This window comes from Tardiphaga sp. P9-11, assembly GCF_008329525.1.
In the GTDB taxonomy this organism is placed as follows: Bacteria; Pseudomonadota; Alphaproteobacteria; order Rhizobiales; family Xanthobacteraceae; genus Tardiphaga.
Genome location: NZ_NPKQ01000001.1, coordinates 1,107,123 through 1,130,024 on the forward strand (window position 1 = coordinate 1,107,123; position 22,902 = coordinate 1,130,024).

Consider the following 22,902-nt stretch of genomic DNA (forward strand, 5'->3'; position numbering starts at 1 on the left):
CGGTCGCTCGGACAAAGGGTGTCGGCAAAGGAAGTGATACGTTCACCGTCCCGTTCAGGGCGCAACCGGCAGGTCGTATCAACCAAGATAAAATTGGCTCAAACGCGTCTAGCTGTCAATGAGATGCAACTGTCGGCTGGGTTCACGCGACAGTGAGAATTGTATCAGTCGACCTCGGCCAGCTGGTCCATAGTCTCGAACGCGTCGCGCGGCCAAGAGATCTGCACCACCGCGCCGTGATCCGGAAAGACGCGATTGCTGAACGTCACTCTGGCGCCGGTGCGCTCCAGCAGCGTGCGCGCAATGAACACGCCAAGGCCGAGGCCGCGGTGTTCGCCTTCCTCGGCGGGGCGCCGACGCGACAGATAGGGCTCGCCGATCCGCTTCAGCAGGTCTGGTGGAATGCCCGGGCCATCGTCCGAGATCGAGATCACGATACTTTCCACATTCCACCAGGCGTTCACTTCGACCTGCTCGCGCGCGAAGTCGACCGCATTCTCCAGAATGTTGCCGACGCCGTAGAGGATCGCCGGATTGCGCATGCCGGCCGGTTCGGGCGCATTGGCGACGGCGATACGTATCTTGATGGCAATGCCAAAATCGCGATGCGGCGCCACGGCTTCCTCGATCAGTTGCGAGAGCGGCATGCGATCGAATGGTGCGCCGCTCGAATTCAGCTGCGTGATCTTCGAAAGTATCTCGCGGCAGCGCTGGGCCTGTTCACGGACGGTCTTCAGGTCGTCGGCGAGCTCCGGGTTGTTGTGGATGTTCTTCTCGAGTTCGCGGGAGATCAGGAAGATGGTCGACAGCGGCGTTCCCAATTCATGCGCGGCAGCGGCGGCGAGACCGTCGATCTGGGTCAAATGCTGCTCGCGGGTCAGCACCAGTTCGGTGGCGGCAAGCGCATCCGAAAGCTTGCGGGCTTCCTCGGTGACCTGAAACGCATAGAGGCTGGTCACGCCGATGGCGGTCAGGATCGAGAACCAGACGCCGAGCAGATAGATTTGCGGCAGCACCAGCGGTTCTGCAGAGTCCCACGGCAATGGCAGATGAAAGAAGGCCAGCACGGTGGCAGAGGCTGCCGCGAGAACGCCGAGCGCGATGGTGAAGCGCGTCGGCAAGGCCGTCGCCGAGATCAGCACGGGAGCCAGGAACAGGAACGAGAACGGATTTTGCAATCCGCCGGTGCAGTAGAGCAGGCCCGCGAGCTCGATGATGTTGAGCGCGAGCAGGGCGGCTGCAAAGACCGGTTCCAGCCGGTGAACCGGATTGAACAGCGTCTGCAGCACGAGATTGAGGGTGGCCGACAGGCCGATGATCGTCACGCAGGGAATGATGGCGACGTCGTATTCGAGGCCTTGCACCACGACGAAGATCGCGGCCAACTGGCCGAGCGCCGCAAGCCAGCGCAGCCGCAGGATCGTGTCGAGGCGAACATGGCGGCGCGGCTGGCGAAAATCGGAGGCGGAAATATCGGTCATATCAGGACATTAGACGTCCCGGGCGATGACCACAAACCCATGCGGGCTGCGGCCACTTGAAGCGCCCAAGCTTGCCTTCGTCGCCACAATGCCGCATGGAACGGCCGCAATGGCGATTGAAGACATCAAGTCAGGTCATGCGGCGACAGTTGATCGCAGTGCTGCGGCGGCGATCGACGTGGCGCATCTCGTCAAACTCTACAAGACCAACCGTGCTGTCGACGACATCTCCTTCAGGATCGCGCGCGGTAGCATCACCGGTCTCCTGGGTGGCAACGGCGCGGGCAAGACCACCACCATTGCCATGATCATGGGGCTGACGCTGCCGACCTCCGGGACGGTCTCGGTGCTCGGCTGCGCGATGCCGGCGCAATCAGCCGAAGTGCTTGGGCGGATGAATTTCGAAAGCCCTTATGTCGACATGCCGATGCGCCTCACGGTGCGGCAGAATCTCACGGTGTTCGGCAAGCTCTACGCGGTGGCGGATTTGAAGGGGCGCATCGCGCAACTGGCCGAAGACCTCGACCTCACCGATTTCCTCGATCGCGCCAGCGGGAAGCTGTCAGCAGGTCAGAAAACGCGTGTCGCGCTGGCCAAGGCGCTGATCAATGAGCCGGAGCTGTTGCTGCTCGATGAGCCGACCGCTTCGCTCGATCCGGATACCGCGGACTGGATCAGGCAGCATCTCGAGACCTATCGCCGGAACCGCAACGCCACGATCCTCCTGGCGTCGCACAACATGCTGGAAGTCGAACGGCTGTGCGACCGCGTCATCATCATGAAGAAAGGCCGCGTCGAAGACGACGACAGTCCGGAGCAGATCTTGCTGCGCTATAATCGCACGACGCTGGAAGACGTGTTCCTCGACGTCGCGCGCGGTCGCGACCGGGAGCAGGCGTCATGAGCCTCATGGAACACTCACGCGGCATCGCCATGCATCGCATCAATGCGATGGTGCTGCGTTACTGGTATCTGCTGGTGTCGTCCTGGCCGCGGATGCTGGAGCTGGTCTATTGGCCGGCGTTGCAGATCATCACCTGGGGCTTCCTGCAGAACTACATCTCGCAGAATGCCGGGTTCTTCGCGCAGGCGGGCGGTACGCTGATCGGCGCGGTGATCCTGTGGGATATCCTGTTTCGCGGCCAGCTCGGCTTCTCCATTTCCTTCCTTGAGGAAATGTGGGCGCGCAATCTCGGTAACCTGATGATGAGCCCGCTAAAGCCGATCGAGTTTCTGATCTCGCTGATGATCATGAGCCTGATCCGCCTCGCCATCGGCATCATCCCGATGGTGATCCTCGCGATCGTGTTCTTCAAATTCAACCTGTTCGCCTTCGGCCTGCCGCTGATCGCGTTCTTCTGCAATCTGATCTTTACCAGCTGGTCGCTCGGTATCTTCGTCTCCGGTCTGGTGCTGCGTAACGGCCTCGGCGCCGAGAGTATCGTCTGGACGCTGATGTTCGGGCTGATGCCGCTGGCCTGTGTCTATTATCCAGTCTCGGTATTGCCGAGCTGGCTGCAAGTTGTCGCCTGGATCTTGCCGCCAACCTATGTGTTCGAAGGCATGCGCGCGCTGCTGTTCGACCACACCTTCCGCGCCGACCTGATGCTCACTGCGCTCGCCATCAACGTCGTGCTGTTTATTGTTTCATTCGCGATATTTCTTGGGCTTTTAAACAGTGCCAGGTGCGCGGGAACACTGATCTCCGGCGGCGAATAAGACGATTTATCAAGGGATAAGCGCCATTTTTACCGTCAGCCGCCTGCAAGTCATGCGCGCGGCGCATTGACGCTTTCTTACGCAACCCCCACTATAGTGCACTGCAAAAGCAGACGCCAACAAGTGAGGACAGATGCCGATAGGTGAATTTGGCAGGCCGCCAGCCCTGCCGTCCGAGACGAGCCCGGCTCTGACCACGCCGATGTACTGGATGTATGAGATGGCCTACGCGTCGCTCAATCCGGCGCGCGCGATGACAGACGCTACCAGGATGCTGTTTCAGAATCCTCTGAATCCCTTCTCGCAGACCGAGTTCGGCAAGTCGGTGACGGCGGGCTGCGAATTGTTCGAGCGCACCACGCGTCGTTACGGCAAGCCGGAATGGGGCCTTCACGATACCGACGTGAACGGCGTACGCACGCCGATCGAGATCCGCTCGGTGTGGGAAAAGCCGTTCTGCCGTCTTCTTTATTTCGATCGCAAGCATCCGCGTCCGCTACGCGCACCGCAGCCGCGCGTGTTGATCGTGGCGCCGATGTCCGGCCACTACGCGACATTGCTGCGTGGTACCGTCGAGGCCTTCCTGCCGACCCATGAGGTCTACATCACCGACTGGTCGGATGCGCGTCAGGTACCTCTGGCCGCGGGCCGCTTCGACCTCGAGGACTACATCGACTACGTGATCGAGATGTTCCACGTGCTCGGCGGCAACGTCCATGTTCTCGCCGTCTGTCAGCCCGCGGTGCCGGTGCTTGCTGCGGTGTCGGTGATGGAAGCCGAGAACGATCCCTATGTGCCGCTGTCGATGACGCTGATGGGCGGCCCGATCGATACGCGCCGCAATCCGACCGCTGTGAACAATCTCGCTGCCGAAAAGGGCATGGATTGGTTCCGCAACAACGTGATCACCAAGGTGCCGTTTCCGCATCCAGGCATCATGCGCGACGTCTATCCAGGCTTTTTGCAGCTCACCGGCTTCATCAGCATGAATCGCGACCGCCACGTGGAAGCACACAAGAAGCTGTTCGAGAATCTTGTGAAGGGCGACGGCGATCTCGTCGACAAGCATCGCGAATTCTACGACGAATATCTGGCGGTGATGGATCTGACCGCAGAGTATTACCTGCAGACCGTCGACACGGTGTTCGTCAAACACGCGCTGCCGAAGGGCGAGATGACCCATCGCGGCAAGCTCGTCGATCCCTCGAAGGTCGTGAACGTTGCGCTGATGACCGTCGAAGGTGAGAACGACGACATCTCCGGCCTCGGTCAGACCGAAGCGACGCATATGTTGTGCAGTTCGATCCCCGATGATCGTCGTGTGCATTACGTTCAGAAGGGCGTCGGACACTACGGCGTGTTCAATGGATCGCGATTCAAATCTGAAATCGTGCCGCGCGTATCTGACTTCATGCTGAGTGCGGCGAACATACGGCATCGCGCCGCCGCTGCAGAGTGATTCACTACAAGCGCGTGCGATGATGATGCATTGTCATCGCATGCGCGCGATCAACATCGTTGAATCAAAAACAGTGTCGTTGAAATGCGCGATGATCGCGTGTGAGTTGCGCTGGCGCGCTTTCTAAGCCCTTGAAAACAGGCGCGGAAACCGGATTTTCCGCCTATTTCTAGCAGCGGTGCGCGATTCACTCCTAGATTCCGAAATTCAGCGTTCTTTTGAATCAAGATTCCTGTTCCGGACCCCATCCGGTAGGGGACAAATCGCCTTTTGACCCCGTATATTGGGCAAATGATTTGTTTTTGCGCCGAGCAATTCCCGTGGCGGCGGTTATGGCAGAATCCGGTCGATCTACTGACGACCGGGACTACTGACATGGCCTTCCGCGCACTTCTCTATCGCCGCCCCACCGAACCAGACACGCTTGCCGTCAAACACGGCTCGCAAATCTTCGCCATACGCCTGCGCAGGCACCGCCGAGCGACGCGTTATACGCTGCGCATTCATCCGAGCGAGCGCGAAGCCATCCTGACCATGCCGCCGCGCGGGTCATTGGCAGATGCAAAGGACTTCGCGCAGCGTCATGGCGCCTGGATCGCCGCGCGTCTCGGTCGTTTGCCGAAGGCAGCACCATTCGAACACGGCACAACGGTTCCGCTGCGGGGAACTCCGCATAGAATCGTGCACCGTGCAGGGCGGGGGACGGTGTGGACCGAGACCCGCGATAGCGGCGAGAGGATCATCTGTGTCGCCGGCGATGTCGAGCATATCGACCGACGTATCCACGATTTCCTCAAGCGCGAAGCCAGAGCCGATCTCGTCAAGGCATCGAACCGCTATGCGGCGCAGTTGAACGTCAAGGTGAAGCGGATCTCGATCCGCGATCAATCGAGCCGCTGGGGGTCATGCACCACCGAGGGCTCGCTGTCGTTCTCGTGGCGTCTGATCCTTGCGCCGCCCTTCGTGCTGGACTATCTCGCCGCCCATGAAGTCGGGCATCTCGTCGAGATGAACCATTCGGTGAAGTTCTGGCGCGTGGTCGGGCGGATCTGCCCGGCGACCGAACGTGCCAAGGCCTGGCTCGATACCCATGGCAACGACCTGCATCGCTTCGGTGTGCAGGACTGAGCTTCCTGTCCCGGCCGCGATGCTGTGCATCGCGTGTCCGGGACGCTCGCTCGCTATCTCCCGAACAACCGCTCCGTCAGCCAGCCATCCAATCCGCTCGCGGCTTCCGGCCGCACATTCTGCTGCGGGCGCTGGCGCTGCTGCGCCGGATAATTCGCCTGCGTCGGCGCGTCGTTGGGTTGCGCGCGAGTGCCGTTATAGACCGGGGCGCTTGGCACATAGCCGCGTTCCGGTGGCGCTGATGGCGATGGTGCGTTCGATCCGGGCAGTAGTTGCGACAAGGCCTGGCCGATCGGATTGGTGCTGAACGAATTCGACGGCGCCAATCCAGGCACCGGCTGCGGCTGCAGGCCCTGATGCGCCGTCTTCATGAAGCGCGACCAGATCTCCACCGGCAGTCCGCCGCCGGTCGCCTTCTTGGTCGGCGAATTGTCGTCATTGCCGAGCCAGACGCCGGTGACGAGCTGCGAGGTGTAGCCGATGAACCAGGCGTCGCGGAAATCCTGGCTGGTGCCGGTCTTGCCCGCGGCCTGCCAGCCCGGCAGTTCGGCCTTCTTGGCGCTGCCCGACAAAATCGTCTGCTGCATCATCGTGTTCATGGCAGCCACGGCGCGGGCGTCGATCACCTGGCTCGCCGTCTCGACCGGGCGCGTATATAGCGTCTTCTTGCCTTCCACCGTGCGGATCCGGTTCACCACATGGGGCGAGACGCCGAGGCCGCCGTTGGCGAAGGGCGCATAGGCGCCGACCAGTTCGATCATCGACACTTCCGAGGTGCCGAGCGCGATCGACGCATTGGCCTCGAGCTTCGAGGCGATGCCCAGCCGATGCGCGGTGCGCACCACAGAGGCCGGGCCGACCTCGAGTCCAAGCCTGACAGCCACCGTGTTCAGCGACATCGACAGCGCCTGGGTCAGGGTCACCGAGCCGAAATATTCGTGGGTGTAGTTCTCGGGCTTCCAGCCCTTGATGTCGATCGGCGCGTCGGTGCGGATGGTTTCCGGCGTCAGCCCCGCCTCGATGGCGGTGAGATAGACGAACGGCTTGAAGCTCGATCCCGGCTGCCGCTTCGCGGTCACCGCGCGGTTGAACTGGCTCTCCGAGTAGTTCCGCCCGCCGACCATGGCGCGCACCGAACCGTCCGGCGTCAGCGCCACCAGCGCGCCCTGCGTCACGTTGAACTTCACGCTCTTGGCCGCCAGCTCGTCGATGATGGCGGCTTCGGCCACGCTTTGCAGCTTGGGATCGATGGTGGTCTCGACAATGATGCTCTCGTCTACCTGGCCGACGAGGTCGTCCAGCACTTCGCCGATCCAGTCGGCGACATAGTTCACCGTGCCGGCGCCGACCGGCTTGACGTTGTACTGCGGCACGCCCGTCGCGCCCTTGGCCTGCGCGGCGGTGATGAACTCGGCGTCCTGCATCGCCGCCAGCACCACCTTGGCGCGGGCTTCCGCGCCTTCCGGATTGCGGTTCGGTGCGAGACGCGACGGCGACTTCACGAGCCCGGCCAGCATCGCCGCTTCCGCCACCGTGACGTTCTTCGCAGGCTTGCCGAAATATTTCTGCGCGGCGGCTTCGACGCCGTAGGCGCCGGAACCGAAATAGACGCGGTTGAGATAGAGTTCGAGGATCTCGGCCTTGGAATGTTTGCGCTCCAGCCAGAACGCCAGCTCCACTTCCTGCAGCTTGCGCGCCATGGTGCGCTCCTGCGTCAGGAACAGGTTCTTGGCGAGCTGCTGCGTCAGCGTCGAGCCGCCCTGCGACACGCCGCGATGCATCAGGTTGGTCGCCGCCGCGCGCGCGATGCCGATCGGATCGACGCCGTAATGCGAATAGAACCGCCGATCCTCGATGGCGATGAACGCCTTCGGCAGATAGGGTGGCAGATCCTTCAGCGAGACATTGGCGCCGGCCTGTTCGCCGCGCGTCGCCAGCACCGTGCCGTCCATGCCGACGATCTGGATCGTCGGCGGCCGCTTGGGAATTTCCAAAGACTGGATCGGCGGCAGATGCGCGCCGACATAGATCACGACACCGGCAATGGCGATCGCCGCCCACAGGCCGAGCACCGCGCCCCAGTAGACCAGCCGCTTGATGCTTTTGCCGAACGCGCCTGAGCTGCGCGCCTTGCTCGATGTGCGGGATTTGCGCGGCTTGTCGCCGCCGCCACTATTGGACTCGCGCTTCGGCGCCTGTTTGGGCGTTTTCTTCGGCCGGTCATCGCCGCCGCCGGGCACGCGATCATCCGCCGTGAGGCGCAGATCGGACAGCGCCGCGCTGAACCCGAAGGTCGGCTCCTTGCGCCCGCTTTTCTTCTTGCCCCACGCCATACGCAAACACCACGCCATCAGATGTCGCGGAGCCTAGCGGGCGCGGTTTAAGGCGCAGTTACGCAGAAGTTAACGTAAGGGAAACGCGGTTCCATTCTCACCTCTCCCCTCGCTTTGCGGGGAGAGGTCGAAAGCTTCGCGTAGCGAAGGTTTCGGGTGAGGGGCCATGCACGATGCGCAACAGATGCGCGGTCTTCGCGGGTCGTTCTGTACGAAGAGCGTTGCCGATCCGAGAGTGATCCCTCGCGGAGACCTTGTGCCACGCCCCTCACCCGGAGTCGTCGCTTCGCGCCGTCTCCGACCTCTCCCCGCAAAGAGCGGGGCGAGGTTAAGAGGACCCGCCTCGCACGCGCGCGCACCGTTGCAACTGTCAAACAGCCACGCTCTGAAAAAGGAAAATCTGATCTGCGCCCACGCGCCGTCCGTATCGCGCTCTCGGCGCAAAGCGGGTGGACCGGTTTTCCCCCTCGACAATGAGGGGGATGACGCGCCGAAAGGCGCAACTGGGTCGTTCTCGCGTGTCGCTCCGGCCTTGCGAAGGCCCTTGCGATCCGCGCATCGCCTTTCGGCGCGCCATCGCGGCGATTTCTGGTGGAGGACCGTTCTTCCTGGGACGTGGCGGTAGCGGATTTCCCGCGCCTACCTGTCCCAGTCCAGCCGCACGCTAGCGGCAGAGCCCCGTAGTGGGCCCGGACGGTGACCCCCGACCTCCCGAGTCCGTGCTTGCGAGGCACGTCCGCAGGCGCCGCATCCAAACTCCACTTCGAAAGCGCCCTCGAGAAGCGCCCCTCGTGAGTAGGATGCGTGGGAATATAATCTAGATGAGCGTCAAGTCAATGGCGTATAGCAGTCAGGTGACCAATTGGGAGCTATACAACGAGCATTTTGGAAGTGGAGGACTTCATTTTTGGTATAGCGAGACAAGTTCAGAGTTCGAGGGCTTCTAATGTGAACGCTTGCGTAGGGTATGGCTGAAGAGCTTGAGACGAACTCTTCAGGCCTGCCGAAGAATGCTCGCAAAGTCCTTCACTCGGCCTGAGTTCTCAAGAACCAGATCTGAGGCCGAAATGCCTTTGGCGCGTGAATGACCTAAAGGCAGACATGACCATAGCTTGAGCCGTCCCAAAGGTCGAAACGGCAAAGAAAATTTAGGACTCGCGAGGATCGAGGAATTGGAAGATGGTCGATCATCAAAGGAACAGGCATCAAAGAGGTGTAGCCCACGTGAACGGCTCGGAGGCTGACGAACGTTTCCCGTTTGGCGGCGGTGAAAATGGCGCTCTTATTCGTGCGCTCGATTGGTCGAACACTAGCTTGGGGCCAATCTCTGAGTGGCCTGAAAGCCTGAAGACCACGGTTGGCATATTGCTGCGCTCACCAATCCCCATCGTGCTCCTGTGGGGGCCAGACGGCATCATGATCTACAATGACGCCTACTCAATTTTTGCAGGAGGCCGTCATCCCCTCCTGTTTGGGTCTAAAGTGCGGGAAGGTTGGCCTGAGGTCGCGGACTTCAACGACCAGGTGATGAAGGTGGGCTTGAGTGGGGATACGCTTTCTTACCGCAATCAAGAGCTAACACTTCATCGCTCAGGCGTTCCCGAGCAAGTCTGGATGAACCTCGATTACAGCCCCGTGCTGGGCGAAGATGGTCGTCCGGAAGGCGTTCTCGCTATTGTCGTGGAAACGACGCAACAGGTTTTGGCGGAGCGTGCTTTAGCGAAAGCCGAGGAGCGATTGCGCCAAGCTCTGAACGCTTCCGGGATGGTGGGTACATTCGCTTGGCATGTGCAGTCCGACACCTTCTATTCCGATGCTCGATTTGCGGAAATGTTCTCGGTCGATCCTGCCAAAGGAGATGAGGGAGCGCCGTTGTCGGAGTACTATGCGGGCATTCATCCCGAGGATGCCCAACGGGTCGCTGACGCTGTCAACCGCACCGTAGTCACCCGAGAGAAGTATGTGCAAGAATACCGGGTATTACGAAAGGATGGAAATATCCGCTGGGTCGAAGCGCGTGGCGAGTGCTTGTATAGCGCGGACGGTAAGCCGGATCGCTTCGTTGGCGTGGTGGTGGACGTAACCAATCAGAAGAATGCGCAAGAGCGTCAACAGTTGCTTGCTCGGGAAGCGGATCACCGAGTAAAGAACATTTTCGCCAATTTCCACTCAATGATTAGTCTCAGTGTTCGGTCTGCCGGAAGCCCGAAGGAGATGGCCCATGCTCTTCGTGGTCGATTGGACGCGCTCTTGCGGGCCAAGGACCTTGTCCGTCCTGGTATCATGGGCACAGAGCACGAAAGCGAGCAGACAACGATTGATGCGCTCGTGCGCACAGTGTTGCATCCCTATGAAGATGGCTCCCCAGACCGCATTGTCCTGGAAGGACCTGATGTGCCTGTCGGAGCGAAGGCCGTAACGGGCCTTGCTTTAGTGTTGCACGAGACCGCGACGAATGCTGTCAAGTATGGGGCTCTCTCTCGGCCGGATGGCTCTATTCGCGTTACATGGGGCACCACCGATAACGACTTCCGTCTTGAGTGGAACGAAATTGGCGGCCCGGAAATAGATGAGAAACCGCAGGCTCGCGGCTTTGGCAGCATTCTTAGCGAGCGCAGTGTGACCGGTGAACTGGGAGGCCAGATCGAGCACGATTGGCGGCGAAATGGCCTTAGGCTGAAGTTGAGCATACCGTTGGAACGACTCGCAGTCTGAAGGTGCATAAGCTCAGACGATCCAGTTAGATCAGCCAGCGACGTTCTGGGCTGTAGAATATTCATCATGGTGGTGGATCTAAACCGGTGCGAGCGCCTTCAGCCGCCACGAACCGGGTCATGCTTGATTTGGCCTCGGGGAGCGTCAATGGCGGGGTAGTGACTCTGCTTTGGTTTAGATAGCCCACATGAATGCCCCATTCCTTTCATCTCGCTGCCGCACCGACTCCAGACCTTCCGCACACTTCGCCGCTAATGGTTCGTCCCTCCTCAACTGGAAAGGACCAACCATGCGGATCATGGCAGCGACGGCCCTCGCGGCAGTTCTCTCGCTCGGCACGCCGGGTTTTGTGCTCGCACAGGGAGCTGCGAACCAGGCTGAAAATGCGCCGGCCAAATCCGGCGAGCGGTCCAGCGCCAAGATCTCCAGCATCCAGGTGGTGGACGTGAAGCAATTGCCGGAGGCGGTGAAGAAGCAGGTCGAGGAGGTTGTATCGAAATCCAGCGAGGAGGATTTGAAGGCGCTGCGCGCCTCGATCGACGCCTCGCCGGCGGCCGCCAATGCGCTCAAGGAAAAGGGCATCAGTTCGGCGCAGGTGGTGGCGATCAATATCGCCGATGGCGTGCTGACGATGTTTGCGAAGACAGCGTAGGCGGGCATCAATGTTCACGGCGGATTAGCCGGAAGCGTCATCCGCCGTTGCAGCATCGAGGTGGCGGATGACGCTTCGCTAATCCGCCCTACGAAAAAAGCCACGCGCAGGTGACACCCGCGCGTGGCTTTATTGTGTGGAGCCTAACCCGCGACATCATCCTCGATGATCGGGCCGAACAGTTCCCAGCGCTCGCCGTTGAAGCGCTGCATCTGCAGCTGCTTGTTGACGCGGTAGTCGGTGGGGGAGGTGGAGACGCTCATGCCGGGCAGGAGGATGTCGCTCTGGATGTTGGACAGCGACGCCGCCTGCTTCATCACGTTGGCGCGGGTGAGGTCGTCGCCGCAGCGCTTCAGCACTTCCACCATCAGCTGCGCATTGCCGTAGCCATAGGTGTTGAAGTTCGAGTTCTTGTCGCCCTCCGGATAGTATTTCTCCATGAAGGTGAAGTAGCGCTTCATCCCGGCATCGTCCTTCCACTGCGGGTCCAGCGGGTCTTTGCCGTAATTGGTCGAAATGAGGCCCTTGGAGTTATCGAGCCCAGCGGGCACCAGCACCGCGCCCACCGACGTCGCATTGATGTCGACGATATGGGTGGGCTTCCAGCCGAGATCGGCGACCTTCTTGATCGCCTGCGCTGCGAATTTCGGCGTCGAGGCGTTGAACAGGAGGTCGGCGCCGGAGGACTTCAGCTTGACGATCTGCGAGTCGATGGTCGGGTCGGTGAGCTCATAGGACGCCTCCGAGACGATCATCGACGCGGCCTTGTCGCCGAGGCCGGCCTTCATGCCGGTGAGATAGTCGCGGCCGAGGTCGTCGTTCTGCCAGAGGATGGCGATCTTGGCGTTGGGGTGGTTCTTCAGGATGTATTTGGCGTAGATCCGGCCTTCGCTCTGGTAGTTGGGATTGTAGCCCATGGTCCAGGGGAAGTTCTTGGGGTCGGTGAAGCGGCTGGCGCCGGTGGCGGCGAACAGTTGCGGCACCTGCTTCTGGTTGAGATATTTCTGCACTCCGGCATTGGACGGAGTGCCGATGATCTGGAACGTCAGCAGCACCTCGTCGCTCTCGACCAGCTTGCGTACCTGCTCGACGGCTTTCGGCGGCGAATAGGCATCGTCATACTGGATCAGATTGATCTTGCGGCCGTTGATGCCGCCCTGCTCGTTGACCATCTTGAAATAAGCGAGCTGCGTCTTGGCGATCGACGAATAGGCCGAGGCGGGGCCCGAGAACGGCACGGTCTGGCCGATCTTGATTTCGGTATCGGTGGCGCCGGGATCGTATTTCTTCTGCGCGGCTGCCGGATTGATCGCGGCGGATGTGGCTGTCAGCGCAATCGCCGCCATCCCGACAAATCGGGTCGTCGTGGCGAAGCGATGAAGAAGCGAAGTTCTCATGTCGTTGCCTTCCCTGATGATATGTCACTCGACAGTCGTTCCCGTGCGGGCGCCGTCGTTACCGGGGAGTGTGAGGCAAGGATTTGAGGTTGGCAACAAGCTCGTCATTCCCGGATGAACGTCAGCTGGCATAGCCAGCTGACGTTCAGACCCGGAATTTCGAAGTGTGACTCATTGCGGGATTCCAGCCACTCCAATGGGAGTGGCTGAGGTTCGCACGAGCAAGGGCTCGTATGCCCCGGAATGACGGCTTGGGTCTGCCTACGTCGCCAGCCACAACACGATCAGCGCCAGCGCCGCCGGCACGGCCTGCACATAGAGAATGCGCTTGCTCACCGTTGCTGCGCCATAGGCGCCGGCCACGATCACGCAGAGCAGGAAGAATGCCTTGATCTGGAATGCGAAGGCTGGCGCGGAATGCAGCAGGCCCCAGATCAGGCCGGCGGCGAGGAAGCCGTTATAGAGGCCCTGATTGGCGGCGAGCACCGCGGTGATCTCGGCCTTCTCAGGCGTATTCCTGAAGGTCTTCAGGCCCTGCGGCTTCTGCCAGAGAAACATTTCCAGCACGAGAAAATAGATATGCAATGCCGCGACCAGCGCAGTGAGCAGATTGCCGAGATAGATCATGAGCGTCCCCCCAGAAGCTGTCATTCCGGGGCGGGCCGGCGCCGAAGGCGACGGGACCGAACCCGGAATCTTGATGTGTTCATACTATATCGGGATTCCCCGCCACTCCCATTGGAGTGGCTGAGGGTCGCCCGCAGCTAACGCTGCGTTCGCCCCGGAATGACGCGTGAACTATCCCACCGCCGGCTTCGGCAGCGATGCCGGGTCCAGCCACGGACGTGCGGATGATGCGAGGCCGGTGAAGCGGCCCTGGATGTAGTCGCAGCCCCAGTCGCGCAGCATCACGGCAGAGGCCTCGTCCTGCACCCATTCGGCGACGGTCTTGATGCCGAGCCGGTGGCACAGGTCGATCAGGGTTTGCACGAAGGCGCGGTCGTCGGCGGAATGCGCGATATTCTGCACGAAGGCGCCATCGATCTTGACGATGTCCACGCCGAGCTTGCGCAGGTTGCGGAACGACGTATAGCCGGCGCCGAAGTCATCGATGGCGATGCGGCTGCCGAAATTCTTCAGCCGCGTGACAAAGCCGCGGACATCGTCGAGGTCCTGGATGGCGACGGTCTCGGTGATCTCGACGATCAGCCGCTGCGCGACGCCGGGATGCGCCGCCATCATCGACTCGATGGAGGTCCACCAGTCCGGATCCATCGTGGTATCCGGCGAGATGTTCAGCGAGAGCTGCACATCCGGTGCGGCGGCGAGCTCGGCAACGACGAGTTCGAGCACACGGTGATCGACCAGCCGGATCAGCCCCAGTTTCTCGGCGACCGGCACGATATCCGGCGCCAGCAGCAATTGACCGTCATCCTGCTTCATGCGCACCAGCGCTTCGTAGAAAGCGGGGGTGCGGCTGTCGGCATGCATCACGGGCTCGAAGGCCGTGACGATGCGGCGCTCGTTCAGCGCGGTAACAATCTCGTCGGTGACGCGGATATTGACCCGGCGCTGCGCATCGCGCTCCACATTCGGCCGCCACATGGCAAAGCTGCCGTGGCGGCGGCGCTTGGCGCCGTTGAGGGTTTCCTGTGCGCGGTTGACGGCTTCGTTGACGTTCTGCGCATAGCGGGGAACGCTGACTGCGCCGATGGTGGCGGTCACCGACACCGGGCCCGACTGCGTCGGAATCACCTCGTCGCGGATGCCGGCCAGGAAGCGCTCGGCGGCGATCGTGGCATCGTCGACCGTGCAGTTCTTCAGGACCAGGCCGAACTTGTTACCGGAGAAGCGGCCCATCACGTCGCCGCCGCGCAGCCGCGCACGAATCCGCCTGGCGATCTCGACGATCACCTCGTCGGCGATATCGAAGCCGAAGGCGTCGTTGATCCGCGCCAGATGATCGATGCCGATCAGCATGAAGGCAAAGGACGAGCGGAAGCGCGTCGCTTCCTCGATGGCTTCGGCAAGCGATGCCAGAAGATGCGCGCGGTTGAGTTCGCCGGTGACGGGATCGTTCTGCGCCAGTTTCAGCAGTTGCTCGTCGCGGGCATGGCGTTCGCTGTCGATGCGGACGACGCCTTCGACACGTACTGCCTTGCCGGCGGCATCGGCACGGCAGTTGCCGCTTTCCTCGATCCACAGCACGGTGGCGGTGGTCGAGGCGCGTAGTCCGTATTCGATGCGGTAGGTGCCGCCGCCGGAAGCGAGTGCCTTGGACAGTGCCTCGGTGCGAATGCCGCGCTGAGGCTCAATGAGAGTCGCCAGCTCGGCGCCGCTGGCGATGGTCGCGGCGGGAATGTCGGTGAAGATCGCGCTCGCCTGATTGCTCCAGGTGATCCGGTCGCTGGCGATGTCCCAGATGAAGGCGGCCTGGCCGAGTGCGGCCAGAATCTCTGCCGCCTGCGGCTCGGAAGCGGAGGAGTCCTTCGGGGAAGAACCGGCGCTCTGGGAAACAGCGGATGTCAAAGTCGCCTCGTTTTGGGACGCCGTCGGGTGATTCGCCCCCAACAATACGGCTCAGATCGCCACAATCGTTAGTCAAAGTTCCTAAAGACTTAAGAAAGTGTAGCCGGGCAGGCCTTCGCAGACCTGATGAGGCCCCGATCTGAGTTGTGGAGAGCCGCGGCACGACCCTTGCGACGCAGAGGGTGGAGGGGCAACCCTCGTCCCGAATTGAGACGCGAGCGCTGTTAACGATGTCGATTTCCGCGATCCGAGCTTACGCCACGACGCCGCATCCGATGCGGCGCGCCGGCGATTTCGTGGTCGAGAAAAATGCGGATGTCGTGGACACGGTCGCGCTGACGCGGACCGAGCCGGTGCAACGCAGTGCGCCGGTGTCGTCGCGCACGGCACGGCCCGACGCTGCCTTCATCGCGCATCTGATCGCGACGGCCGAACAGGCGCCGCAAACCCGCACATTGCGCCGCGCGGATGTGGCCGATGTCGAGGCGGCTTACCGGTCAGTGGCAAATATGTATGTTGCGGGATCGGCGAGCGGCCGGACGCAGCGCGTGATCTGACTTTTCTCCCCAAGCGCAGCGAAGCTGCGCGCAGTGGGGAGGGATAAGACCGCTTACGTCTTCGGCTTGTCGTCAGGCGACGCAACGCCGCCCGGCTGCAAATCCGGCGACTGAATCTGCGGTGACGTATGCGCCACGACTTCCGGTGGGACCGGAGTTGCTTCGAGCTTCGGCTCGATCCTCGATTCCATCCTGGGCTCTGGACGATCGGTCAGCACGGCTTCGGCGACTGATGTCGCGGCTGGGACGGGAGCGGGCGGCGTCGGTGCGACCGGCGACGGTACCGGTTCATGACGTGGGGCTGGCTCGGCGCGCACCGGCTCGGGCGCATAGACCGGAGCCGCGACGCGGCGCGGACGGCGGGCGCGGAGCGAGATACCCGCGAGGAAATCCACCATCGCCGTCAGCGTGATCAGGAAGAAGGTGGCGTTGCCGAATTTCGGCAGCATCACGAACTCGGCGGCGGCAGCGCCGAACACCAGCAGCGACAGGAAATGGTCGGTGAAATATTTCGGCGCCGGGCGCGCAGCGCGCATCACTTCGAGCCACAACAAGAGAATGCTGAGCGCAACGAGCAGGTCGTTGAGCGTCACCATCCAGATGTCCTTGGACATCAGCGTGATCGGGAAGAGGGGGATCGGGCCCGACAGCGCGAGGTCGGGCATCAGGAAGGCGATGATGTTGCAGATCGCTACTGGGATCAGCAGCAGCGGGAAACCGATCGACGCCATCGAAGGCCTTCTTTGCGAGCGAGAGAACCAGAACGTATGTTGGCGATGCAAGACGTCACCGAAGTGACGACATCACCGAGGTGACGCCATGGCATCACCGGGACAACGCATTAGCTCCAGAGTTGGAGCGAATTCGGGCGGAAGACCAGTTCAGAATTATTGTCTGAACAGCTTTCTCGATGACCCGTTGGCGCTTCGACCCGCTTGATCCGGACCTTCCGTGGATGAGCGAAGGCGGCGCCACCTGACGTGGCGCTGCGCTCCATCCAGGGATCAGGATTCTTTCTTCACCTTCAGAACCTGGCGACCCTTGTACATGCCGGTCTTCAGGTCGAGGTGGTGCGGACGGCGCAGTTCGCCGGAGTCCTTGTCCTCGACATAAGTCGGGGTCTTGAGCGCGTCAGCCGAACGACGCATGCCACGCCGCGACGGCGATGTTTTTCTTCTCGGAACGGCCATAGGAAAGATCCTTGATTCTTTGGCAGATGGTTTCGATCGGCGCCCGGTGACAGGCGGCCAGCACGGATCGCGCGGGCAAAATCGCTGATAAGGGCCGGCTTATAACGGAATGACGACGACATGGCTAGGGCGGGTGTTCGAGAATTTTGCGCGATATTGGCCGCAAAAGCCTCAAGAACCGCGGTTGTCCAGCCAGCAGCGTTGCAGCTCCGCCGCCTGCGCCCGTACCATATAGGTTCCCGCCAAACGCCGCACCCCCGGTCCCGGCGTCCGGGCGCTCCGGGTCACCGGATTGGGCAGGATCGCCGCGAGAAGCGCGGCTTCCCGGGCCGACAGGCCTGAGGCCGGCCGGTTGAAAGCATATTGGGCGCCGGCCTGGGCGCCAAATTGCCCGGACGGGCCCATTTCGGCGATATTCAGGTAGATTTCCAGGATCCGCTGCTTGGTCAGCACCAGATCGACCCACATGGCCAGCGGGATTTCGAGGCCCTTGCGGACCACGCTGCGGCCCGGCCACAGAAACAGGTTCTTCGCCACCTGCTGGGTGATGGTGGAACCGCCGCCGGAGACCTCGCCATCCTGGGCATCCTCGATGGCGTTCTGCAGGGAATCCCAGTCGATGCCGCGATGGCTGCAGAATTTGGCGTCTTCGGACGCGACCACGCTGCGGGGCAGGGCAGGCGACATGGTCTTGAGATCGACCCAGATCCGCACCACGGGGGAACCGGTGATCCAGCGCCAGGCCATCAGCGCCGAAATCGGCTGGCCGACGGCATAAAGCGGCGTCAGCAGATAGGGCAGCGCGAGGAGCAGAATCCCGATCAGGATGAGGCGGCGGATAAGGCGCAAGACGGGCGTTCCCGGTCGGAGCTATGCCGCTGATAGAGCGGGGTTTCCAGATATCTTTCAAGACAGCAAGGCTGCTTTTCAAGCCGGTTAAGCTTGCCGCGACCAATCGCGGCGGGACGCCGCAGGCGCAATTGACGTGGCCTTTGCCATAGAGGATTGTCCGGCCAAATTGTTCTGGAGCTATTCTTAATGTCGACCGGTGCTTCCACCAAAGATTTTGCCTCGCGCCTGGACCAGACCGCGGACGATACTGAAGCCGTACTGACCCGTGTGCTCGGCGATGGCGTGCTGCCCGATGAAATCGCCCGGCCGAAGCGGCTGATGGATGCGATGCGTTACTCCTCGCTCGGCGGCGGCAAGCGTTTGCGTCCGTTCCTGGTGGTGGAGAGCGCCGCGGTGTTCGGCGTGCATCGCGACCAGGCCCTTCTGGTCGGCGCAGCCCTCGAATGCATCCACTGCTATTCGCTGATCCATGACGATCTGCCGGCGATGGACAACAGCGACCTGCGTCGCGGCCGTCCAACCCTGCACAAGGCCACCGACGATGCCACCGCGATTTTGGCCGGCGACGCGCTGCTGACGCTGGCCTTCGACATCATCACCCGCGATGAGGTTCATTCCGATGCGACGGTACGGCTGCTGCTGACCCGCGCGCTGGCGCGCTGTGCCGGTTTGGGCGGCATGGTCGGCGGCCAGATGCTCGATCTCGCCGGCGAAGGCCGCTTCGGCGACAAGGGGCCTGTCGACGTCGCGCGTGTCCAGCAGATGAAGACCGGTGCGCTGCTGCGCTACGGCGTCATCGCCGGCGCGCTGCTCGGCGAGGCCACGCAAAAGGAATACAAGGCGCTCGACGATTACGGCCGCGCGCTCGGCGAAGCGTTCCAGATCGCCGACGACCTGCTGGACGTCGAAGCTGATGCGGCGACGCTCGGCAAGCCCGCCGGTGCAGACGCCGCGCTCAACAAGACCACCTTCGTCACCCAGCTCGGCGTCGACGGTGCCAAGAAGCGCGTCGCCGACCTGATCGCCACCGCCGACGCCTCGCTGTCGATCTTCGGCAACAAGGGCGACGTGCTGCGCGCTGCCGCGCGCTTCGTGGCCGAGCGCAAGAACTAAGGAAGTCCTTATCATGTCGGAGACGGGCAAGGATCTCGATGAGCTCCTTGTCCGTTTTCGCAAGATGCCGGCGCCGATCCGCGTTGTTTACGGGCGGCCGCGCACGTTTCTGGCGCTTCTGATCGGCGTCATCGCGTTCTTCATTCTGCCATCCTCGCTGCGATTGGTGACGCGCCTGCTGATCGGCTGGGACGTGTTCATCGCGTTCTATCTCGTGCTGGTCTACGGCATGATGTTGCGCAGTGGCGGCCAGAAACACATTCGCCGCAACGCCGCCTTGCAGGACGATGGCAGTTTCATCATCCTGCTGGTGGCAGCCCTGGGTGCCTTCGCCAGCATCGCGGCCATTGTGTTCGAACTCGGCGAGGGCCATCGCACGGCCTGGGAATTGACGCTGGCCATCGTCACCATCGCCTCGTCATGGGCCGCCGTGCACACGACCTTCTCGCTGCATTATGCCCATCAGTTCTATCGCGGAGCCAAACCCGGCGGGCTGGCATTTCCGTCTGGCGATGACGACACGAAGGAACAGCCCGACTATTGGGACTTCGTGTATTTCTCCTTCGTCATCGGCATGACCGCGCAGGTCTCCGACGTCGGCATCACCGTGAAGTCCATTCGCCGCACCGCCACGGCCCACGGCATCGTTTCCTTCATCTTCAACACTGCGCTGGTGGCGTTGATGGTCAATATCGCGGCAAGCGCGATCTGATAGTTCAGCATGCGCCCGCATTGACCTTGCCGCTGCGCCGGGCAAATTAGACCCATCGAGGATGCCGCCCGCGTGGAAGCCAAGTTTCAAATTTTCCTGGTCCTGATCGCAGCCCTCGCAGGCACGGCGTGGATGGCGAAGCGTATCAGCATCGCTCCGGCGATCCTGCTGCTGCTGGCCGGCATTGCGCTGGCCTTCGTGCCGGGCATGCCATCGATCGAGCTGCCGCCCGATGTGGTGCTGCTCGGCGTGCTGCCGCCGCTGATCTATTCGGCCGCCGTCGCCATGAGCTGGCGCGAATTCCGCGCCAATCTGCGCATCATCACGTTGCTCGCTGTCGGCTGCGTGATCTTTACGGCGTGCCTGGTTGCCACCGCGACGCATGTCCTGATCGGCCTGCCATGGTCGGTCGGCTTCCTGCTCGGCGCCATCGTCGCACCGCCGGATGTGGTGGCGCCGCTCGCGATTGCGCGAAAAATTGGCCTGCCGCGTCGGATTCTGGTGGTGCTGGAAGGCGAGGGTCTCGCTAATGATGCGACGACGCTGATCCTGTATCGCTTCGCGGTGGTGGCGATCACCACGGGAGCGTTCTCGATGTCAAAGGCGGCGGGCACCTTCGTCGCCATTCTCGCCTGCGAACTCGTCTTCGGCCTTGCCATCGGTTGGCTCAGCCTGCGCATGCGTCACCGTGCGCGCGATCCTCAGGTCGAGATCACGCTGTCGCTGCTGACGCCCTATGTCGCTTATCTGATCCCCGAACATTTCGGTGGCTCCGGCATCATCGCCACCGTCGCCTGCGGCCTCTACATCTCCTGGAACGGTCCGCTGCTGATCTCGGCGGCGACGCGCCTGCAGGGCATCTTCTTCTGGGATTTGGTGATCTATTTGGTCGAGGGCCTGCTGTTCCTGTTGACCGGCTTCCAGATGCGGGCGCTCGTCGAAAAGTCGAAAGCCTTTCCATTCGCCGACATCATGCTGGCCACGGCGCTGGTCACCGTCGTGATCGTCGTGGCGCGTTTTGTCTGGGTCTATGCCGCGGTCTATGTGCCGCGCTGGCTGAGCGCGGATCTACGCAAACGCGATCCGGCTCCGAACTGGCAATGGACCTTCGTTATCGCCTTCACCGGCGTGCGCGGCGCGGTGTCGCTGGCCGCCGCGCTAGCGCTGCCGTTCACGATGGTCTCGAACGACGCGTTCCCGGCGCGCGACCTGATCCTGTTCGTCTCCTTCAACATCATTCTCATCACGCTGGTCGGCTTCGGCCTGTGCCTGCCGATTGTGGTGAAGTGGCTCGGCGTCACCAGGATCGGCCGCGCGGAATATATCGCCGAACACGAGGCCGAACTCGCGACACGCCGTGAGGCGCTGGCTACAGCACTGGCGCGGCTCGATGCCATGACCGACGACCGTGAGCTCTCCGACGAAGTCGTGAAACTGCTGCGCGCGCGTCATGAAAGCCGGTCGAACCAGTTGCCGGGCGAGCTCGATCCCGAGGTCGACGTCTCGGCGGTGGGGATCGATCTGGTGCGCGAACTCATCAAGGCCGAGCGCAAGTTCATCCACACGCAATTGCGCGACGGCAAGATCACCGACGAAAGCCGGCGGCGGATCGAGCGCGATCTGGATCTGGAAGAAGCCGGGCTGACCAATCGCGAGTTTCGGCGGATTCCGCTGTAAAAGCGATGAAACGAAAACGGCCGGGACAATGCCCGGCCGTTCAATTCGAAATCTGCGTGAGCGGAGACTTACTCCGCAGCAGTCACCACTTCCGGCGCCTTGGCGTTGGCGCCGTAGCGCTGGTCGATATAGTCGATCACCAGTGCCTTGAAGTCGGCCGCAATGCTGGGGCCGCGCAGCGTGCGGAATTTCTCGCCGTCGACAAACACTGGTGCGGCCGGGCTTTCGCCGGTGCCGGGCAGCGAGATGCCGATATTGGCGTGCTTGGATTCGCCGGGGCCGTTGACGATGCAGCCCATGACCGCAACGTTGAGGTTCTCAACGCCCGGATACTGCGTCTTCCAGCCCGGCATCGAGTCGCGGATGAAGTCCTGGATCGAACGTGCCAGTTCCTGGAACGTGGTCGAGGTGGTGCGGCCGCAACCCGGGCATGCCGCAACCAGCGGCACGAAAGTGCGGAAGCCCATGGTCTGCAGCAGCTCCTGCGCAACCTGAACTTCAACCGTGCGATCGCCGCCGGGCTCGGGGGTGAGCGAAATGCGGATGGTGTCGCCGATGCCCTGCTGCAGCAGGATGCCGAGCGCGGCCGAGGAGGCAACAATGCCCTTCGAGCCCATGCCGGCTTCGGTCAGACCCAGATGGATCGCATAGTCGGAGCGCGAAGCCAGCGTCTGATACACCGCGATGAGGTCCTGCACCGCCGAAACCTTGGCGGACAGGATCATCTTGTTCTTCGGCATGCCGAGTTCTTGCGCACGCGCGGCCGAGAGCAATGCCGACTGCACCATGGCCTCGCGCGTCACCGCACGAACATCCTTTGGCTGCGCCGACAGCGCGTTCTCGTCCATCAGCTTGGTGAGCAGCTCCTGATCGAGCGAACCCCAGTTGGCGCCGATGCGGACGGCCTTGTTGTTCTTGTTGGCGATCTCGATGATGTCGGCGAACTGGCTGTCGCGCTTGTTCTTGAAGCCGACATTGCCCGGATTGATGCGGTATTTGTCGAGCGCCGCGGCGCAGGCCGGGAATTCAGCAAGCAGTTTGTGGCCGATATAGTGGAAGTCGCCGATCAGAGGCGTCGTGATGCCCTGCTTGTCCAGCGCCTCACGAATATGCGGAACGGCGGCTGCCGCCTCGTCGCGGTCGACCGTGATGCGGACCATTTCCGAGCCCGCGCGCGACAGCGCTGCGACCTGCTCAATGGTGCCCTGGATGTCGGCGGTGTCGGTGTTGGTCATCGACTGCACGACAATCGGCGCGCCGCCGCCAACGGCGACGTTGCCAACCATGACCTGGGTGGTGAGGTGGCGGGGCGCCGGACCGGCGATATCAGACGGATTTTCAAACTTGTTCATGGGGTCTCGAATATCAGATTTAGATGACATCCAGCA

General features: G+C 62.0%; 19 protein-coding genes. 10 read left to right on the forward strand and 9 right to left on the reverse strand.

The genetic code is table 11. The features are described from left to right. Positions 1 to 164: 164 nt before the first annotated feature. On the reverse strand, positions 165 to 1,481 hold the full coding sequence (locus CIW50_RS05090; protein WP_149530119.1) for an ActS/PrrB/RegB family redox-sensitive histidine kinase: 1,317 nt from the start codon (positions 1,479 to 1,481) through the stop codon (positions 165 to 167). 109 nt (positions 1,482 to 1,590) lie between these two features. On the opposite strand from CIW50_RS05090, the gene CIW50_RS05095 reads away from it, so the two are divergent. From CIW50_RS05095 to CIW50_RS05110, 4 genes are all read left to right on the forward strand, one after another. Continuing rightward, complete coding sequence (locus CIW50_RS05095) at positions 1,591 to 2,385, forward strand: ABC transporter ATP-binding protein (RefSeq protein WP_149530120.1); 795 nt, start codon at positions 1,591 to 1,593, stop codon at positions 2,383 to 2,385. Continuing rightward, positions 2,382 to 3,200: an ABC transporter permease gene (locus CIW50_RS05100; protein WP_149530121.1), complete on the forward strand. Its 819-nt coding sequence runs from the start codon at positions 2,382 to 2,384 to the stop codon at positions 3,198 to 3,200. The genes CIW50_RS05095 and CIW50_RS05100 overlap by 4 nt, the downstream gene beginning before the upstream one ends. 133 nt (positions 3,201 to 3,333) lie before the next feature. Continuing rightward, positions 3,334 to 4,659 carry a polyhydroxyalkanoate depolymerase gene (locus CIW50_RS05105; protein WP_149530122.1) on the forward strand — a complete coding sequence of 442 codons (1,326 nt, stop codon included), beginning with the start codon at positions 3,334 to 3,336 and terminating at the stop codon, positions 4,657 to 4,659. 291 nt (positions 4,660 to 4,950) lie between these two features. Further along, positions 4,951 to 5,787 carry a M48 family metallopeptidase gene (locus CIW50_RS05110; RefSeq protein ID WP_149530432.1) on the forward strand — a complete coding sequence of 279 codons (837 nt, stop codon included), beginning with the start codon at positions 4,951 to 4,953 and terminating at the stop codon, positions 5,785 to 5,787. A gap of 53 nt (positions 5,788 to 5,840) precedes the next feature. Here the strand turns inward: CIW50_RS05110 and CIW50_RS05115 are convergent, their stop codons facing one another. Beyond that, positions 5,841 to 8,120 carry a transglycosylase domain-containing protein gene (locus CIW50_RS05115; RefSeq protein ID WP_149530123.1) on the reverse strand — a complete coding sequence of 760 codons (2,280 nt, stop codon included), beginning with the start codon at positions 8,118 to 8,120 and terminating at the stop codon, positions 5,841 to 5,843. A gap of 1,179 nt (positions 8,121 to 9,299) precedes the next feature. Between CIW50_RS05115 and CIW50_RS05120 the strand changes: the two genes are divergently transcribed. Both CIW50_RS05120 and CIW50_RS05125 read left to right on the forward strand, forming a co-directional pair. Next, complete coding sequence (locus tag CIW50_RS05120) at positions 9,300 to 10,835, forward strand: PAS domain-containing HWE histidine kinase family protein (protein ID WP_149530124.1); 1,536 nt, start codon at positions 9,300 to 9,302, stop codon at positions 10,833 to 10,835. Between the two features lie 289 nt (positions 10,836 to 11,124). After that, positions 11,125 to 11,487, forward strand: coding sequence for a hypothetical protein (locus CIW50_RS05125; protein WP_149530125.1), 363 nt, complete (start codon positions 11,125 to 11,127; stop codon positions 11,485 to 11,487). A 143-nt stretch (positions 11,488 to 11,630) separates the two neighbouring features. Here CIW50_RS05125 and CIW50_RS05130 read toward each other — a convergent pair whose 3' ends face one another. The 3 genes from CIW50_RS05130 to CIW50_RS05140 all read right to left on the reverse strand — a co-directional run bounded on the left by CIW50_RS05130 (position 11,631) and on the right by CIW50_RS05140 (position 15,413). After that, positions 11,631 to 12,884: an ABC transporter substrate-binding protein gene (locus CIW50_RS05130; protein ID WP_149530126.1), complete on the reverse strand. Its 1,254-nt coding sequence runs from the start codon at positions 12,882 to 12,884 to the stop codon at positions 11,631 to 11,633. A 261-nt stretch (positions 12,885 to 13,145) separates the two neighbouring features. Continuing rightward, on the reverse strand, positions 13,146 to 13,511 hold the full coding sequence (locus tag CIW50_RS05135; RefSeq protein WP_149530127.1) for a DUF1304 domain-containing protein: 366 nt from the start codon (positions 13,509 to 13,511) through the stop codon (positions 13,146 to 13,148). Positions 13,512 to 13,682: 171 nt separating this feature from the next. Next, positions 13,683 to 15,413: a bifunctional diguanylate cyclase/phosphodiesterase gene (locus tag CIW50_RS05140; protein ID WP_149530128.1), complete on the reverse strand. Its 1,731-nt coding sequence runs from the start codon at positions 15,411 to 15,413 to the stop codon at positions 13,683 to 13,685. 230 nt (positions 15,414 to 15,643) lie between these two features. On the opposite strand from CIW50_RS05140, the gene CIW50_RS05145 reads away from it, so the two are divergent. Then, complete coding sequence (locus CIW50_RS05145; protein WP_246664149.1) at positions 15,644 to 15,970, forward strand: hypothetical protein; 327 nt, start codon at positions 15,644 to 15,646, stop codon at positions 15,968 to 15,970. Between the two features lie 53 nt (positions 15,971 to 16,023). On the opposite strand, the gene CIW50_RS05150 is transcribed toward CIW50_RS05145, so the two are convergent. The 3 genes from CIW50_RS05150 to mtgA form a co-directional block, all read right to left on the reverse strand. Next, positions 16,024 to 16,701: a hypothetical protein gene (locus CIW50_RS05150; RefSeq protein WP_149530129.1), complete on the reverse strand. Its 678-nt coding sequence runs from the start codon at positions 16,699 to 16,701 to the stop codon at positions 16,024 to 16,026. Positions 16,702 to 16,974: 273 nt separating this feature from the next. Continuing rightward, complete coding sequence (rpmF, locus tag CIW50_RS05155; protein WP_068732923.1) at positions 16,975 to 17,160, reverse strand: 50S ribosomal protein L32; 186 nt, start codon at positions 17,158 to 17,160, stop codon at positions 16,975 to 16,977. 171 nt (positions 17,161 to 17,331) lie between these two features. Then, positions 17,332 to 18,009 (reverse strand): monofunctional biosynthetic peptidoglycan transglycosylase, encoded by a 678-nt coding sequence (mtgA, locus tag CIW50_RS05160; RefSeq protein WP_149530130.1) that lies wholly within the window; start codon positions 18,007 to 18,009, stop codon positions 17,332 to 17,334. 189 nt (positions 18,010 to 18,198) lie between these two features. Here mtgA and CIW50_RS05165 point away from each other — a divergent pair, with 189 nt between their 5' ends. From CIW50_RS05165 to CIW50_RS05175, 3 genes are all read left to right on the forward strand, one after another. Then, positions 18,199 to 19,125 carry a polyprenyl synthetase family protein gene (locus CIW50_RS05165; protein ID WP_149530131.1) on the forward strand — a complete coding sequence of 309 codons (927 nt, stop codon included), beginning with the start codon at positions 18,199 to 18,201 and terminating at the stop codon, positions 19,123 to 19,125. A gap of 13 nt (positions 19,126 to 19,138) precedes the next feature. Continuing rightward, positions 19,139 to 19,837 (forward strand): DUF1345 domain-containing protein, encoded by a 699-nt coding sequence (locus CIW50_RS05170; RefSeq protein WP_149530132.1) that lies wholly within the window; start codon positions 19,139 to 19,141, stop codon positions 19,835 to 19,837. Between the two features lie 72 nt (positions 19,838 to 19,909). Then, positions 19,910 to 21,514 (forward strand): Na+/H+ antiporter, encoded by a 1,605-nt coding sequence (locus CIW50_RS05175; RefSeq protein ID WP_149530133.1) that lies wholly within the window; start codon positions 19,910 to 19,912, stop codon positions 21,512 to 21,514. Positions 21,515 to 21,582: 68 nt separating this feature from the next. Here the strand turns inward: CIW50_RS05175 and ispG are convergent, their stop codons facing one another. After that, the gene (gene ispG, locus CIW50_RS05180; RefSeq protein WP_149530134.1) at positions 21,583 to 22,866 is read right to left on the reverse strand and encodes a flavodoxin-dependent (E)-4-hydroxy-3-methylbut-2-enyl-diphosphate synthase; all 1,284 of its coding nucleotides are present in this window, start codon (positions 22,864 to 22,866) and stop codon (positions 21,583 to 21,585) included. Positions 22,867 to 22,902 lie beyond the last annotated feature (36 nt).

Excerpts from the sequence above, each read along its gene's own strand:
- CIW50_RS05090 (WP_149530119.1), bottom strand. The coding sequence starts at position 1,481 with ATGACCGATATTTCCGCCTCCGATTTTCGCCAGCCGCGCCGCCATGTT.
- CIW50_RS05095 (WP_149530120.1), top strand. The coding sequence starts at position 1,591 with ATGGCGATTGAAGACATCAAGTCAGGTCATGCGGCGACAGTTGATCGC.
- CIW50_RS05100 (WP_149530121.1), top strand. The coding sequence starts at position 2,382 with ATGAGCCTCATGGAACACTCACGCGGCATCGCCATGCATCGCATCAAT.
- CIW50_RS05105 (WP_149530122.1), top strand. The coding sequence starts at position 3,334 with ATGCCGATAGGTGAATTTGGCAGGCCGCCAGCCCTGCCGTCCGAGACG.
- CIW50_RS05110 (WP_149530432.1), top strand. The coding sequence starts at position 4,951 with ATGATTTGTTTTTGCGCCGAGCAATTCCCGTGGCGGCGGTTATGGCAG.
- CIW50_RS05115 (WP_149530123.1), bottom strand. The coding sequence starts at position 8,120 with ATGGCGTGGGGCAAGAAGAAAAGCGGGCGCAAGGAGCCGACCTTCGGG.
- CIW50_RS05120 (WP_149530124.1), top strand. The coding sequence starts at position 9,300 with ATGGTCGATCATCAAAGGAACAGGCATCAAAGAGGTGTAGCCCACGTG.
- CIW50_RS05125 (WP_149530125.1), top strand. The coding sequence starts at position 11,125 with ATGCGGATCATGGCAGCGACGGCCCTCGCGGCAGTTCTCTCGCTCGGC.
- CIW50_RS05130 (WP_149530126.1), bottom strand. The coding sequence starts at position 12,884 with ATGAGAACTTCGCTTCTTCATCGCTTCGCCACGACGACCCGATTTGTC.
- CIW50_RS05135 (WP_149530127.1), bottom strand. The coding sequence starts at position 13,511 with ATGATCTATCTCGGCAATCTGCTCACTGCGCTGGTCGCGGCATTGCAT.
- CIW50_RS05145 (WP_246664149.1), top strand. The coding sequence starts at position 15,644 with ATGTCGATTTCCGCGATCCGAGCTTACGCCACGACGCCGCATCCGATG.
- CIW50_RS05150 (WP_149530129.1), bottom strand. The coding sequence starts at position 16,701 with ATGGCGTCGATCGGTTTCCCGCTGCTGCTGATCCCAGTAGCGATCTGC.
- rpmF (WP_068732923.1), bottom strand. The coding sequence starts at position 17,160 with ATGGCCGTTCCGAGAAGAAAAACATCGCCGTCGCGGCGTGGCATGCGT.
- CIW50_RS05165 (WP_149530131.1), top strand. The coding sequence starts at position 18,199 with ATGTCGACCGGTGCTTCCACCAAAGATTTTGCCTCGCGCCTGGACCAG.
- CIW50_RS05170 (WP_149530132.1), top strand. The coding sequence starts at position 19,139 with ATGTCGGAGACGGGCAAGGATCTCGATGAGCTCCTTGTCCGTTTTCGC.
- ispG (WP_149530134.1), bottom strand. The coding sequence starts at position 22,866 with ATGAACAAGTTTGAAAATCCGTCTGATATCGCCGGTCCGGCGCCCCGC.